This window comes from Candidatus Thermoplasmatota archaeon (genome assembly GCA_022848865.1).
In the GTDB taxonomy this organism is placed as follows: Archaea; Thermoplasmatota; Thermoplasmata; order RBG-16-68-12; family JAGMCJ01; genus JAGMCJ01.
Window position 1 is genome coordinate 17,434 of the sequence record JAJISE010000022.1, and the last position, 13,733, is coordinate 31,166.

The 13,733-nt window shown below is 56.2% G+C and carries 12 protein-coding genes; 7 read left to right on the forward strand and 5 right to left on the reverse strand.

The window, feature by feature from the left end; all coding sequences use genetic code 11:
• The first annotated feature begins 50 nt into the window (after positions 1 to 50).
• A complete protein-coding gene (locus LN415_05630) occupies positions 51 to 1,199 on the forward strand; it encodes an acyl-CoA dehydrogenase family protein (protein MCJ2556574.1) in 1,149 nt (382 codons plus the stop codon).
• Positions 1,200 to 1,216: 17 nt separating this feature from the next.
• Here the strand turns inward: LN415_05630 and asnS are convergent, their stop codons facing one another.
• On the reverse strand, positions 1,217 to 2,506 hold the full coding sequence (gene asnS, locus LN415_05635) for an asparagine--tRNA ligase (GenBank protein MCJ2556575.1): 1,290 nt from the start codon (positions 2,504 to 2,506) through the stop codon (positions 1,217 to 1,219).
• Between the two features lie 77 nt (positions 2,507 to 2,583).
• Here asnS and LN415_05640 point away from each other — a divergent pair, with 77 nt between their 5' ends.
• Genes LN415_05640 through LN415_05650 form a run of 3 tightly spaced genes read left to right on the forward strand, consistent with a single transcriptional unit; the run spans position 2,584 to position 3,927 of the window.
• Positions 2,584 to 3,021, forward strand: coding sequence for a GNAT family N-acetyltransferase (locus LN415_05640; protein ID MCJ2556576.1), 438 nt, complete (start codon positions 2,584 to 2,586; stop codon positions 3,019 to 3,021).
• A gap of 37 nt (positions 3,022 to 3,058) precedes the next feature.
• Positions 3,059 to 3,526, forward strand: a complete 468-nt coding sequence (locus LN415_05645; protein ID MCJ2556577.1) for a pyruvoyl-dependent arginine decarboxylase — start codon at positions 3,059 to 3,061, stop codon at positions 3,524 to 3,526.
• Positions 3,526 to 3,927 (forward strand): DUF1922 domain-containing protein, encoded by a 402-nt coding sequence (locus LN415_05650; GenBank protein MCJ2556578.1) that lies wholly within the window; start codon positions 3,526 to 3,528, stop codon positions 3,925 to 3,927. The genes LN415_05645 and LN415_05650 overlap by 1 nt, the downstream gene beginning before the upstream one ends.
• Here LN415_05650 and LN415_05655 read toward each other — a convergent pair.
• The 3 genes from LN415_05655 to LN415_05665 all read right to left on the reverse strand — a co-directional run bounded on the left by LN415_05655 (position 3,909) and on the right by LN415_05665 (position 6,293).
• Positions 3,909 to 4,985: a transglutaminase-like domain-containing protein gene (locus LN415_05655; protein MCJ2556579.1), complete on the reverse strand. Its 1,077-nt coding sequence runs from the start codon at positions 4,983 to 4,985 to the stop codon at positions 3,909 to 3,911. The two genes, LN415_05650 and LN415_05655, sit on opposite strands and share 19 nt — an antisense overlap.
• A gap of 232 nt (positions 4,986 to 5,217) precedes the next feature.
• Positions 5,218 to 5,376, reverse strand: a complete 159-nt coding sequence (locus LN415_05660) for a hypothetical protein (protein ID MCJ2556580.1) — start codon at positions 5,374 to 5,376, stop codon at positions 5,218 to 5,220.
• A gap of 155 nt (positions 5,377 to 5,531) precedes the next feature.
• Positions 5,532 to 6,293, reverse strand: a complete 762-nt coding sequence (locus tag LN415_05665; GenBank protein MCJ2556581.1) for a hypothetical protein — start codon at positions 6,291 to 6,293, stop codon at positions 5,532 to 5,534.
• A gap of 129 nt (positions 6,294 to 6,422) precedes the next feature.
• Between LN415_05665 and LN415_05670 the strand changes: the two genes are divergently transcribed.
• Together LN415_05670 and LN415_05675 are read left to right on the forward strand one after the other, a co-directional pair.
• Complete coding sequence (locus tag LN415_05670) at positions 6,423 to 8,363, forward strand: tetratricopeptide repeat protein (GenBank protein MCJ2556582.1); 1,941 nt, start codon at positions 6,423 to 6,425, stop codon at positions 8,361 to 8,363.
• A 126-nt stretch (positions 8,364 to 8,489) separates the two neighbouring features.
• Positions 8,490 to 10,751, forward strand: coding sequence for an FG-GAP-like repeat-containing protein (locus LN415_05675; protein ID MCJ2556583.1), 2,262 nt, complete (start codon positions 8,490 to 8,492; stop codon positions 10,749 to 10,751).
• Here the strand turns inward: LN415_05675 and LN415_05680 are convergent.
• Positions 10,748 to 11,962 carry a M20 family metallo-hydrolase gene (locus LN415_05680; protein MCJ2556584.1) on the reverse strand — a complete coding sequence of 405 codons (1,215 nt, stop codon included), beginning with the start codon at positions 11,960 to 11,962 and terminating at the stop codon, positions 10,748 to 10,750. The two genes, LN415_05675 and LN415_05680, sit on opposite strands and share 4 nt — an antisense overlap.
• A gap of 86 nt (positions 11,963 to 12,048) precedes the next feature.
• Here LN415_05680 and LN415_05685 point away from each other — a divergent pair, with 86 nt between their 5' ends.
• Entirely contained in the window at positions 12,049 to 13,620 is a 1,572-nt protein-coding gene (locus tag LN415_05685) for a DUF3179 domain-containing protein (GenBank protein MCJ2556585.1), read from the forward strand.
• The last annotated feature ends 113 nt before the right edge of the window (positions 13,621 to 13,733 follow it).

Below are 13,733 nucleotides of genomic sequence, written 5' to 3' on the forward strand. Positions count from 1 at the left end.
TGGGAAAATGATAAAACACGAGATGACCTTACCCGGCTGAGGGTGACTACATGGACTTCGTGCTCACGGAAGAACAGAAGATGCTTCAGAAGATGACCAGGGACTTCGCTCGAGAGGAGGTCGGGCCTCACGTGAAGGAGTGGGAGGAACAGGGGGGCATTCCCCGCGAGGTTTTCGACAAGATGGCAAAGCTCGGAATGCTCGGCGCAACCGCTCCGCCAGAGTACGGCGGTAGCGGGATGGACCACGTAAGCTATCACATGATGACGGAGGAGATAGCCCGAGCGTGCTCGTCGCTGAGAACCGCCATATCCGTCCATATATCCCTTTGCCAGACCAACATAATGAAGTTCGGGAACGAGGAGCAGAAGAAGAAGTATCTCGTCCCGCTCGCGAAGGGTGAGAAGCTCGGGGCATGGGCGCTCACCGAACCGAATGCCGGGACCGATGCTGCAAACCAGCAGACGAGGGCCAAGCCAGAAGGTGACAACTACGTCCTCAATGGCACGAAGATGTTCATCAGCAACGGAAGCGTCGCCGATGTCGTCATCATATTCGCCCGCCTCCCGGGAACAGAGAGACGTGAGGGGATCTGCTCATTCATACTCGAGAAGGGTATGGACGGTTTCTATCCTGGAACGGTCGAGTCCAACACGAAGCTCGGACTGAGGGCTTCCCCGACTGCCGAGCTTGTCATGGAAGACTGTGTCGTGCCCAAAGAGAATCTGTGCGGCAGCGAGGGCCAGGGCTGGGAGATAGCCATGGACATACTCAACCACGGACGCCTGAGCGTCGCCGCTGGTGCGGTCGGAGTCGCCCGCGCAAGTCTCGAGGAGAGCATCAAGTTCGCCAAGGAGAGGGAGGCCTTCGGCAGACCCATCGCCAAGTTCCAGATGATAAGCAAAATGATCGCGGAAATGGCCATGAACATCGATGCCGGTCGCCTTCTGGTATTGAGGGCCGCGAGCCTCATGGACAGGGGCGAGGACCCCACGTTGGCGGTGTCGATGGCGAAGCTCTTCACGGCAGAGATGGCGATGAAGGCGGCTGACGATGCGGTCCAGATCCACGGTGGCTACGGATACTCCGGTGAATATTCCGTCGAGAGATACTTCAGGGATGCAAAAGTCTGTGGGATCTATGAAGGCACGAACCAGGTCCAGACGCTCATAATCGCCAGAGAGGTCTTGAAAGATTAGACCTGCAAGACCTGGTCCTAGGGATAGGTCCTTGTGAGGGTTCTCGGGAATGGGATGGCGTCCCTAATGTGATTGAGCTTGCATATCCACTGGACAATCCTATCGATTCCCATACCGAACCCAGAGTGGGGAATCGCGCCGTACCTTCGCGTGTCGAAGTACCATTCGTAGCTGCTTGGGTCCTCCCCCTCCTGGAGGAGGTTCTCCCTCATCTTCTCGATGTCGTTCTCCCTCTCCGACCCGCCGATGATCTCGTCGCCTATCTCGGGGGCAAGGAAGTCAAAAGCCAACGTCACCTTAGGGTCCTCGGGGTCGACCCTCTTGTAGAATGCCATCACCTGTCGTGGATAGTGGGTCACGACCGCCGGTTTGTCGAAGAACGCCATGAGCTCTCTTTCCTCAATCGTTCTCAGGTCCTTTCCCCATTCGACTTCCACTCCGGCTTCCTGGAGCTTCTCGAGCGCCTCGGAATACTTCAGTTTCAGGAACGGGGTCGTGATCTTCTTCAGCTCCTCGGGGTCCCGCCCAAGCGCCATGAGCTCGTCTGGCATCTCCTCGACGACCGTCTTGCAGATGTTGGAGATCAGGTTCTCGCCTATCTCTATGGCTTCGTCCATTCCCATCCAGGCCATTTCCGCCTCGGCGTGCCAGTACTCGGTGAGATGTCTCGTCGTCCTCGATTTCTCCGCCCTGAACGACGGGGCGACTGTGTATATCTTCTCGAGACCGAACATGGTTGCCTCTGCATAGAGCTGCCAGCTCTGTGTCAGGTACACCTTCCTTCCGAAGTAGTCGACCTGGAACTGGGAGGATCCGCCCTCACAGGCGGAAGGAGTGAAAGAGGGCGACTGTGTCTCGTGGAATCCCTGGCTCCTGAGATAGTCATGGATGGCCCCAAAAACGGACGAGCGGACCTTGAGCACGTTCGTCATCTTCTGCGACCTCACCCAGAGATGCCTGACGTCGAGAAGGAACTCCTCGCTCTTGTCCTTAGATATCGGGAACTTCTCCGAGAAGCTGACAACGCGGAAATCCTTGGCTCTTATCTCGTACCCGCCAGGGGCTCTTTCGTCCTCTACGACCTCGCCCTCCACTTCAATGGAGGACTCGACGAGTGCCTGCTTGGCTCCGGCGAACGCTTTCTCGGGAACGTTCCGCTTGTCCACGGTGACCTGGACCAGCCCGCTCGAGTCCCTTATGACGGCGAAGACAAGGCCTCCGCTGCTCCTCGTGCGGTGAATCCAGCCACGGATTCCGACGGCTTCGCCAGTGTGCTTCCCCCGCAGTATCTCCCGTATGGGAACCATGATTGGCGGCGATATCCCCTTTCTGCTAAATTAACTTCTGGTCTCGCCAAGATTGATATAAACAATCGGCTTTGAAGATGGCAGTGATAAGAAGGGCCACGCTCTCCGATCTCGAGGTCTTGTGCACACTCGAGAAACGCTGTTTCGAGAAGAAGAGGTTCTCAGAGGACCATATGACGTGGCTCCTAGAGAACCCCGACGCCACATCGTATGTCTACTACAACGAGGATGGGATTGTGGCATCAATAATACTCATGAGGCTGGGAAGGATCGGAAAGGTGGTCTCCCTCGGAGTAGCCCCGGGGCACAGGAGGAGAGGCATCGCGACGCAACTGATGGCCCTCGGAGAGAGGGAGATGAAGACTCACGGGGCGGCCTCGATGCGCCTCGAGGTGGGCATCACGAACGATGCTGCTATCATGCTGTACGAATCCCTGGGATACGAGATTGTGAGAGAGATGCCCAGGTACTACTCATGGGGAGAGGACGCCCTCGCCATGAAGAAACCGATGTAGAAAGGCTTAAATCCAGTCCCGGAAATCCCAAGAACCCATGCTCTCACTTCCGAAGAAGTTCTTCGTCACTTCGGGAAAGGCTTCCAGCAAGGTCACGGACCTGAACGCCTTCGATAGAGCCTTGCTGAGCGCCAGGATCGGAGAGCAGAATCTCGTGTCCGTTTCATCGGTTCTTCCCGCCGGCATAAAACAGGTGGAGCCTCACGATCTTCCGGTCGGCGCGATAACGCACTGCGTGCTTGCACAGATGAGAGGCGAGGAAGGAGAGATGATTTCCGCGGGCATCGCCTACGCCTTCAGGAAGGATGACCTTGGCGGGTATGTCTCCGAGGGGCACATCCACGGCACGAAGAAGGCCCTCAGGGAGATACTGGAGTGGAAAATGGAGGAGATGGCGAGGCTGAGGCAGCTCGAGCTGAAGACCGTCAGGTACAAGATAGAGGAGCTGTCGATCCCGATGGACCGCTATGGCGCATGCATCGCGGCCCTCATCTACTTGGACTAATGTACGGTGTCGTTGTTTGTTCACGTTGCAAGAAGGCGAGAGCGGTCAACCTGAGCCAGAAGACGTCGACCTGCGAGTGCGGGTCGAGAATCCCTATCCAACGGTCCAAGGCATACTTCGAGAGCGATTCCCAAAGGGAGGTTGCGGAGGCCGTGAGGCAGATGAATGCCCGCCTCTCCGGTGCCCCCCAGGGAATTGAGGGTGATGTGAGAGCCCCTGAGAGAAAGGAGGACCTGGAATCGGCATTGTCCAGCTTCTTTGGGGATGAAGTGATTACGAGAAGACGGCTGAGGGCGTTCCTGACGAGGTTTGGGGTCGGGGATTCGGACGAAGTGATAGACAGGCTCCTTTCGACTGGGGCGATGTTCGAACCCGAGAAGGATCATTTTCGCCTGGTGTAACGGGCCAGAACGAGAGCTACAAGAACAGCGATGGGGAATATCAGCATATCAAAGCCAGGGATTGCACCTCCTTCGCTTCCCAGCTTCACCACGACGGTGCCATCGGCGGAATAGTCGATCGTCGTGAATGTGTCATCAATGGACGCCCTTCCGCCCGGCGAGGAGATGTAAGAATAGGGGTAGTAGTAGTCCTCGATGTGCGTTCCGTTTCCATCGGATTTCCACTCGCTGAATCGATTCGCTCCTCTCACCAGGAACTCGTGATTCGCCATGTCCACGGTGACGTTCACTCCTCCTGTATTGGTGGGCAGATAGAATTCCAGCCACGCATGACCTACCCATTCGTTTGTGACGGAGTTGAGCATGGCCCCCAGCTCCACCCACGAAGGGATGCCCCGGGAGCGCAGCATGGACGCGAAGAGGAAGGACATATCGTCGCAGTCCCCGCTCCCGTCCTGAAGGGTCTGCATCGGGTACTTCACACTCCCAGTTCTGGTCGAGCTGTACGCAATGTGTGAGTCCAGATACTCGTACGTCCTCTTGGCTATTTCGAGCACCGACAGATCGCCCGGGGCGATTTGTGAGGCGAGCGTCTCGATATATGTGCCTTCGTACTCGATTCGCCACTCATCGTGGTTGTGCTGCGCTGACAGCTGCACGAGGAGGGGATCTGTCTTGCTCGCATCGCTGACAGACAACGCGCTGGATTCATCGATGTCCCACCAGATCGTCCTGGTTTGAATCTGATATGTGGCCTGGATGTTCGCCTCTCCAGAGCTCTGCCATATCATCCAGTCGGCTCCGTACTTCTGGACGGTATTGTAGGCAGGAGTGGAAGAGATGGCGATGACTTGCTGAGTCCCCCCGCTTATGTCTGGTGGTTCAGGCACGTCGACGGTGTATGACGTGACGGACGATATCGTGATCGACCTTCTGACCGTGAAATCGACGCTCTCAGGAAAGGTCCTGTAGGATAGCGGGTTCAGCCAGTTGATTAAGGCATCTCTGAGAAAAGGTGTTAGGATGATTATCACCAAGATGATGAGGAACAGTATCATGAAGGCACGTTTGGCCCCCGAGGGTCTGGGTTCGGGTCTCCTTGGTGGCGGTGTCCTCCGCCTCTGAGTTCTGACCGATTTGGTCGCCGGAGGCTTCCGCCTGACCTCAGGGGGCGGGGGCGGCGGTGGAGGTGGTGGCGGAGGAGGGGGAGGAAGTGTGCTCATTACAGTTGAAAATTGGACCGGCGACGATATCATGATTTCGCACCCATTCTCAGTTTTGAAATCAGACCTACTGCTTCTTGACGTCCTGCAGTTTCTCTCTAATCGCCTCTTTCACAAAATCAGCGACGCTGACATAACCCAGTTGCGGGTTCTGCTTTATGAGCTGCTGGATGTAGATGTGCGGCCCGCGAGGAATGGAAACGGTGCTGTAGAGCTGTCTAGTCATTCAGGAATGAATCAGCCGTGAGTCACATATAGTTTGTCCAGAGGTTATCGATTGTGATTCTCATCCCGTATCGCAAGTCGGAGAGCGTCTTTCAATCACCCGTCAATTAACCTTGTGAGTACAGTCAATCACGGATAATGGAAGGCTCCCGCGCGCTACTTTTCGCGGTTCTCGGTGAGCCTCTTCCTCCGCGCCTTCCGGGATTTCTTCTTCTTGAGGTCATCGGGCAAGCTCACCGGCAGGATGAGGTTGTACGCTCTCCAGTAGAGCAGGAGGGCGTACAGGACGGAGGCGATCAGAAACGCGAATCCCAACCAGATGAAATCCGGATACATAGGGATGAGAATGAACGGGAGTATGAGGAGCACGTAGAGTGACCTATACACGATGGCCTGGAGAAGGCTGGGAAAGACGTCTCCCTTTGAGGAACCGTACCCGATCACAGACCCCGTGGAGACGTGTAGCGCGATGATCCCGATCGACAGCAGAGACAGGCTGAAGAGCGTGAGGGCGTCATGAACCGGATCCGTGAACCGCAACGTAACGTAGTTGTCAAAGAAGGCCATGGCCGCAGCGATCCCGACTGACAAGGAGAGACCATAGAAGGTCGTGTCAAACTTCAGTGAGAATCTCTTCATGTTGAGGAAAATCGTCTTGAAGGACTCCTCCACGACGGCCATCCCCATAAGAGACAGAAACAGAATCCAGACGGGGTCCAGTTCGGATGGAAGAGAGAGCCTGAGGATGTTCGCGACCGTTCCAAAGACAAATCCGATTATGAGCGTGAAGAAGACCTTCTGGAAATCGAAAAGGGACTCCTCCACGACGGGATAATCGTAATTTCGAAGTGCGTGGAAAACTATGACGAATGCGGGTATGCCAACGATTATGGCGCTGAGGATGAAGGGGATATCCATTGGACCGCTGGATTATCGTCAGCACATATATCTTTATTTGTGCACGAATTGAGAAACTCGAGACAACAATTAAATATCCAAGGGATTTAATAATAGGATCGTAGAAGTCTGGACACTGCGGTGAGCGGTTTGAGTGGAAAGGAGAAGACGATCTGTCCAATCTGCGGCACGGAGGTCGATTCAGGCACCGAGTTCTGCAAGAATTGCGGTTCGCCGATGGATGCGGTGACCACGGATGTCGACAGCAGGGAACTCGAAGATTCCCTCGCGAGCCTGGAGGAGGTTGTCGGTGAGGAGTCTGATACGATATCGGTCTGTCCGCAGTGTGGGGACTTCACGAAACCTTCTGACATCACATGTTTGACATGCGGATACAAGCTGAAGGATTCCCCTGAGCCCACGCCTGACACCTCAGAGGATACCGTGAGAAGTGCCAGCATTGCCGATGCCATGTTTCTTTGCCCAGAGTGCGGAGCCTTCCTTACCGAAGAGGCCCGAATGTGCGACATCTGCGGGGCGCCCCTCTCAGTAGAGAAGAAGATCGGTGTTGGGAATTTCGGGACGGAGACCGAGGAGAAGGAAGAGAGGGCCTGCCCTGATTGCGGAGCCTTCTTGGACGAGGATACGGGCAGGTGCCCAATATGCTCCGGAGAGGCCCGTGAAGAGGCGGTCGAGTCCCCTATCAACGGAATCGACGTCGAGGACGACATAAACAAGTTCCTAGAGGAGCTGGAGGCCACGGAGGTCTCCGAGGACGCGACGAGCGAGATGGTGGTCGAACCCACGGAGGGGGAGGTCCCGATCGAGAAGGAGGAAGCTGCGATTCCCGAGGCTCCTACCCCAGAGAGAACCGCTCGAAGAGAGCCCGTTGCGGCGGAGCCAGACTCAGGACCAGTAGTGAGGAAGGCCCCTTCGCCAGTCCCGGGCAGAATGCCGCGTGAGAGGGTGGCTCAGAAGAGGAGAGTCCAGGTCCAGAGGGTGCAGGAGTTTCTCGCGTACTCCAGCCTCGTTGCCATTGTCGTGTACTATGTCTCGAGCCAGGCGGGAGTGGACCTGATATACTGGACCATGCTAGGAGTGTTTGGCGTCATCTTCGGCTTGGGGCTCGCCCTTTCGCTCATCAACGTCCCGAAGAACTGGAAGTCGGCTGCGATCAGGTCGATTCCGTTCATCGCAGGCGGCGCGGCCGTGATGCTGGTCCCGTTGCTCCATCTGCTCAGCGCCGCGGAAGCCGTGTACTCCTTCGATTTTTCCATTGTAATCGCTGGTGGCTTACTGTCCTTGTTTGGGATATTCGCCATGAGGCGGGACTTTCTCATATTCCTGATATGGTCCGCCGGCTCTCTTCTCGTCTTCCTGATGTCCTTCTCGGCCATCGAGCTCCCGACCACCTGGGGCATTGGCGGGCCGACAGCTGTCTCGCTCTGGGCGTTTGGCTTCATTTACTTAGTGCTCTCGGTGGTGCTCCTGATAAGGATGAAGTGGATCAGGGTTCTTATAGACACAGAGATCCTGGCGGGAGACAGGAAGTACAGAGAGAGGCGGTTCAGAGAGTCCATATCATCATACGACAAGGCAATCAGCGCCTCCGCGACCCTCAAGAGCTCGACAGATTGGTCGGACGTCATGGATGTTCCGTGGTATAGCAAAGGTGCCGCCCTGACGATTCTGGGGAAGTACGAGGAGGCCATCGACTGCATTGACAATGCCCTGAAGTTGAGCCCGAACAACGAGGTGGCTCTTGTGAACAAGGGCATGGCCCTCTCGCGCCTAGGAAGGCACAGGGAGGCTCTCAAGTGCTACAACGAGGCCATCAGAGTGAATCCCAGCTATGAGGTCGCCTGGAACAACAAGGGGAACGCGCTCACGAGACTGAACAGATATGATGAGGCGATCAAATGCTACGACAGGGCAATCCATCTCGACGAGGAGTACAGGGAGGCCTGGGTGAACAAGGGCTACGTCCTCGCAAAAACGGGGGACTATGACGGTGCCGCAAGGTGTGCAGATTTCGTCTCCAGATTCAGCACTTCAGGCTCGCCAAGGACCGGCGAAAGGCTTATAAGTTAATTCGAAGCGTTCACCAATCAAATGATATAAGCTCGGACTCCATGGATTAGGTAGGTCCACTCCGTCCCTGCGGAGGAAAACTAGAAAACGACAGAGTCCCATATCCAATACGCATAGAGGGGGAATATGAGGAAACTGAAGACAGCAGGACTTCTATTTGCATCGCTCTTAGGCATCTCTATCTTCCTGTCCTCCAGCCCTCTCGCTAGCGGGCTTCCCGGCGTAGGGGATGGCTTTCTTGTGCTCGAAGCCCCTGGAATGGGCGACATCATTGTGGAGGATTTCAACTCGGATGGATTCAATGACATCGCGGTCGCTAGCCACGCCCAGGATTCGGTCTTTGTCTACTTCCGCACTCCGGTCGACATATCGATCTATCCAACAGTGACAATCCATGCTAGTCTCCCCTCGAGAATCGCCAGCGGGGATGTCAACATGGATGGGTATCCCGACCTCATCGTTCTGAGCCACGACAAAGTCAGCGTCTTCGAGTGGCAGCCGGGTGACCAGTTTGAGCTGAATACGACGCTTTTCGTCTTCGATCCCAAGGACGTGGCAGTGGCTGACAGCGGATCGGACGGCCTCAACGACATTTTCGTGACGGGACCACTTGGAACGACCATCTTCTTTCAGGACCCTACGACAGGATTCCACCCCTTCATGAGTGTGAACATTCCGGGTGCGCATGGTGATTCTCTTTCCCTCACAAGGTTAAACGGTGATGATCTCGTCGATCTCATTGTGACGTCTTCATTCCATCTGGCTTCCTTCCTACGGACATCGCCAAACACATACGAGCCCAGTTCGACCTTCATGCTGGACGGGATGGACTACAACCCCGAATACACGTCTGTCGGAGATGTGAACTCGGACGGTCACGTGGACGTTGTAATGGCTAGTCCTAGCTACCAAAGCGGCGACTCTGGAGCCTTGACGGTCTTCTTTTCCGATGCCTCAGGTGAGTTTTCATTGTCCGATAGCATTGAGGTCATTGGAGACATATCGACGATTGCTCTTGTGGACTTCGAGAACGATGGCACGAGCGACATACTGGTTTCGCTGACGGATGGCAACCTTGATGTTGTGAGCCAGTCCTCGGGCTTTACCCTCAACCCGACGCCGTTCATAACCATGACCGAGCCCGAGGGAATAAGACTTCTCGAAACGGGTGACCTGAATGATGACTCCCTGGAGGATGTCGTTGTGCGCGTCGCCGGTTTCATCTACGTCTTCTTCTTGGAGGACAAGGACACCGCAGTGAAACTGGTCATGCCGATTCCCTCCACATTCCACCTCAATGAGGGGGAGACGATTGATGAGCTCATCGATCTAGGACCGTATTTCCTTGACGACCATGGGGTTGTCAGCTACGCCCTGACCTACGAAGAGGATTCCTCCAAGCTCGACGCGACGCTCGACGGCCACTTCCTCAGCTTTGATGCGAGTCCTGGCTGGTCGGGATCCATGATGTTCCAAGTCGAGGCCTGGGATGGCAATCCGAACAACGAACCAACCAAGAGCAATGTCTTCGATGTTTGGGTCAACGACGCCCCCAGCATCGTGAGTATCGCACCCTCCGAGGCCGAAATCGGTGGCGATTACTCATACCAGATCATCGTTGAGGACGATTACCCTCAGTGGGATTCCATCACGTGCAAGCTCGTCATCGGTTCGGACGGAATGAGCATCAATGAGGACGGACTGCTCACCTGGACCCCTGCGGATTCGGGCACGATGATCGTTCGAATAGAGGCCAGAGACATGTTTGGCCTGACCGATGTCCAGGACTTCGTGGTGGAAGTCCCGGCGCTGCCTCTTCCTCCGCCAGTTGTCCCGGACGAGACCCCCTATGTCGCTGGGGCGGCCGTCACGGTGATTTCGGCCGTAGCTATCGCGGCGCTGATAAGCGAGAACGTCAAGCTCGCCCTGTTCATGTTGATCGTTCCGTTATACACGAAAATCAGAAGGGAGAGAGTGCTGGACCACTTCATCCGGGGTCAGATCTATGGTTACATACTGGCGAATCCCGGTGAGCACTACAACGCCATCAAGCTGGCCCTCGGCCTCACGAATGGTTCACTGGCTCACCACCTGAAGACACTTGAGCGAGAGGAGTTCGTCAAGTCGCGCAAGTTCGGTCTGTACAGAAGGTTCTATCCGAAGCATATGAGAATCCCGGAGGACGGTGACTTCCACATGAACAACATCAGGAAGAATATCGTGGATGTCATAGGCGAGAACCCGGGCATCTCGCAGAAGGAGATCGCCACGGCGATAAACATAACTGCGCCAACGGTGAACTATCACATAGGGATTCTGGCGAGCGCCAAGATGATTCGCGTCGTCCGAGAGGGTCGGCGGACGAATTGCTTTGTTGAGAGGAGCTAGCCCAGAAAGAGCGCTGCGTAGATTTTCGCATCTTTCACGAGATTGTCCACGATCACATACTCGTTGACGTTGTGCGCGGTCTCGTCCCCCGTGCCACAAACAACCGCCGGAAATCCTGCTTTCCTGAAGTGTCCGGCACACGTGCCGCCTCCCACGCCAACTATCTTCGGCTCGACTCCCAGCACGTCTCGCAAGGCCTTCCGCATCCTCAGCACGACCTCGCTGTCCTCGGACGTCTCGGGGCTGGACTCCTCCTGTACCTTCTTGAGAGAGACTCTCACGGAGTATTGCTGCTCGGCCTTTCTCGCCAGGGTCTCGACCTCCTTGAAGACGTCCTCGGTTGGGTACGGCGGGAGGATCCTGCAGTCAACATAGAACACATCCTTCCCAGGAACCGTGTTCACATTCGGGACGTTGGCCTCTTTCTTGGTGGGTTCGAAAGTGGATGAGGCGGGCTTGAAGCGCGGGTCCTCCTTGTCGAAGATCTTGTGCAGGCGGTCGTCTATCCATGTGATGAGGTTCGCGCCCGCCCTGTGGGCATTTATGCCCCTTTCGGGTGTGCTCGCGTGCGCCTGCTTCCCCTCCACTCCCACACGTATCCAGAGGATGTTCTTCTCCGCCACCTCGATCTCGGATCCGTCGGCGGAAAAGCGATCCGGCACGACGATGATATCGTCCCGCTCAAATGCCCCCTCTCGAATGAGATAGGAGATTCCATAGTCGCTTCCGGTCTCCTCGTCGGCCACGAGCGCGAGGCCGCAGGTCAATTCTGGCTCCGTCGCGGCCTCTTTCACCGCCCAGAGCGCGAAAAGCGAGGCGATGACGGACTGACCGTTGTCCTCGACGCCCCTGCCCGTCACCTTGCCGCCCTCGACAACTGGATCGAAAGGATCGTGTTTCCACCCGCTCCGGTCACCTGCGGGGACGATGTCGGTGTGAGAGACTATCCAGACCGTCTTCTTCGCCTTGCCAGGAAGTCTGACCAAGAGATTGGGACGAATACCACTTGGCACACGGTCATCGGGAGCATCCATCCTCTCAGAGGGCATCCCGAGCTCTGCGAGCAGCCCCTCCAGGAACTCTACCTTCTCCAGTTCTCCGTCCCCTCCAGAGCTCGGATCCAAAGCGGGAATCCGGCACATGGCGACTAGGGAATCGACCATTCTCGATTCGCATTTCTCAAGGATCTCGGCAACCTCAGAAGATCGCATGGGGGGGTATGACAGAATAGCAATAAGAATCTTCCAGGCAATCGACATCTTTAAGCATTCGATTGAGATTGAACTCCTGGATTCGCTTGCGCAAGATCAAAGTCATCGCTCTCATCGTAGTGATTCTGTTCGGTTCCTTCCTCTTCTCAAAGATGAGTGACCCCGACGAGGTAGTGCCAGTTCTCCCACCGTGGGACATAGAGGCCGTCAGTGACCCTTCGTTTCGTGATGTGCCGTGGCCATCTGGCGATCCCATCGTAGGGATGGAGGTCGACAACATAAGCCGGGCCTATCCCCTCTCTATTCTGGAATGGCACGGAGTCTTGAACGACCACATATCCGATCTGTCAGTAGCCGTCACATACTCCTTCCTCTCGGATTCTGCCGTGGCGTACGACCGCACACTCGATGGCAGAGTCCTCACCTTCGAGGTTCACAGGGGAGTGTACAAGAACGGTCTCCTCCTGCGGGACAAACAGACGCAATCCATGTGGAGCCAGATGGATGGCAAGGCGATAATGGGACCACTCCAGGGAAAGACCCTCACGAGGATCCCGACAGTCCGGACTTCCTGGTCCGATTGGGAGGCGCTTCATCCCGCGACACGTGTCCTCTCCCCCCCAAGCGAAAGGGACTACGGGATTCATCCCTATGGCGACTACGGGGACAATGACGCGATCCTGTTCCCTTACAGATACCGGGACGCGTCCCTCGGGGCCAAGGATCTGGTTTTGGGTGTCGACCTCAACGGATCCCATGCTGCATACCCGCTCTCGGGCATCTCCAACGAGAGGGTCATCATGGACGCCGTCGGCTCGGAGACCATAGTCGTTGCCTACGCCTACGGTGCCGCCTTCATCTACCTCGCGCACAATAGATCGTTCACACACATCTCGGACTCAACAATGGAGGACCAGAACGCGATCCGCTGGAACATGACCACTGGCCGCAGTGAGGACGGCAGCCTCAGTTTGGAGTCCCTTCAGGGGAACTCCACGGTCTGCTACTGGTTCGCTTGGTTGAACATGCATCCGAAGACGAGCCTTTACGGTTTCGAGTCGCGAAACCTGACCGAGAGACACTGGACGGCGGCGGCCTTGCCTATGACCATTGGCCTTCTCTTGTGCCTCCTCGTCGTCTCATTCAAACGCTACTCGAGCGGGCGAGCTAAGGACGCGCCCCGACCGCTGAAGTGGATTGCGTACAAGCGCTCGATCGTATTGGCCGCGCTGGCCATACTTGCCTTTCTCATAGTGATGTTCGATTCCCGGGGGAACCTGCAGATAGGCAACACGGCGCTGGAGATGCTCTTCGCGGTACTGTTCCTCCTGCTCGGCGCTGCCATGGTTCTCGAATGGTACCACCTGAGAGGATACGTTGGCACCATGATCCCCATCGACCTGAGCGAGTTCGAGGAGAATCTGAAGCAGGTGTGTGCGATCCAGGAAATCGAGATTGAGGAGTTGGAGGCCAAGAAACTGGGCTTTGTGGCCACGGAAGGAGGGTACGGACTTGCCGGGCCCAAGGCCGAGATGCTCTTCTCCGGAAGTTGGCTTCTGGCGGGAAGCCCGGAGGGGCTCACCGTTCAGGACATCGCCCAGACAAAGAGGGTCGCGGAGATGTCCCTTACAGTCCCGGAAGAAGAGGAGTTAGCTTGATCCGCCCTTGCGGTACATCTTCTCGTACCATTGGATGATCTCCCAATCGTCCGGGCGGTCCGGCTGATCCCTGATCCAAACCCGGTTCGTATCCGCGAACTTCCTCACAATGG

Coding starts and splice junctions, on each gene's coding strand:
- LN415_05640 (MCJ2556576.1), top strand. CDS start 2,584: ATGGCAGTGATAAGAAGGGCCACGCTCTCCGATCTCGAGGTCTTGTGC.
- LN415_05680 (MCJ2556584.1), bottom strand. CDS start 11,962: ATGCGATCTTCTGAGGTTGCCGAGATCCTTGAGAAATGCGAATCGAGA.
- LN415_05655 (MCJ2556579.1), bottom strand. CDS start 4,985: ATGATACTGTTCCTCATCATCTTGGTGATAATCATCCTAACACCTTTT.
- LN415_05630 (MCJ2556574.1), top strand. CDS start 51: ATGGACTTCGTGCTCACGGAAGAACAGAAGATGCTTCAGAAGATGACC.
- LN415_05650 (MCJ2556578.1), top strand. CDS start 3,526: ATGTACGGTGTCGTTGTTTGTTCACGTTGCAAGAAGGCGAGAGCGGTC.
- LN415_05645 (MCJ2556577.1), top strand. CDS start 3,059: ATGCTCTCACTTCCGAAGAAGTTCTTCGTCACTTCGGGAAAGGCTTCC.
- LN415_05665 (MCJ2556581.1), bottom strand. CDS start 6,293: ATGGATATCCCCTTCATCCTCAGCGCCATAATCGTTGGCATACCCGCA.
- asnS (MCJ2556575.1), bottom strand. CDS start 2,506: ATGGTTCCCATACGGGAGATACTGCGGGGGAAGCACACTGGCGAAGCC.
- LN415_05675 (MCJ2556583.1), top strand. CDS start 8,490: ATGAGGAAACTGAAGACAGCAGGACTTCTATTTGCATCGCTCTTAGGC.
- LN415_05660 (MCJ2556580.1), bottom strand. CDS start 5,376: ATGACTAGACAGCTCTACAGCACCGTTTCCATTCCTCGCGGGCCGCAC.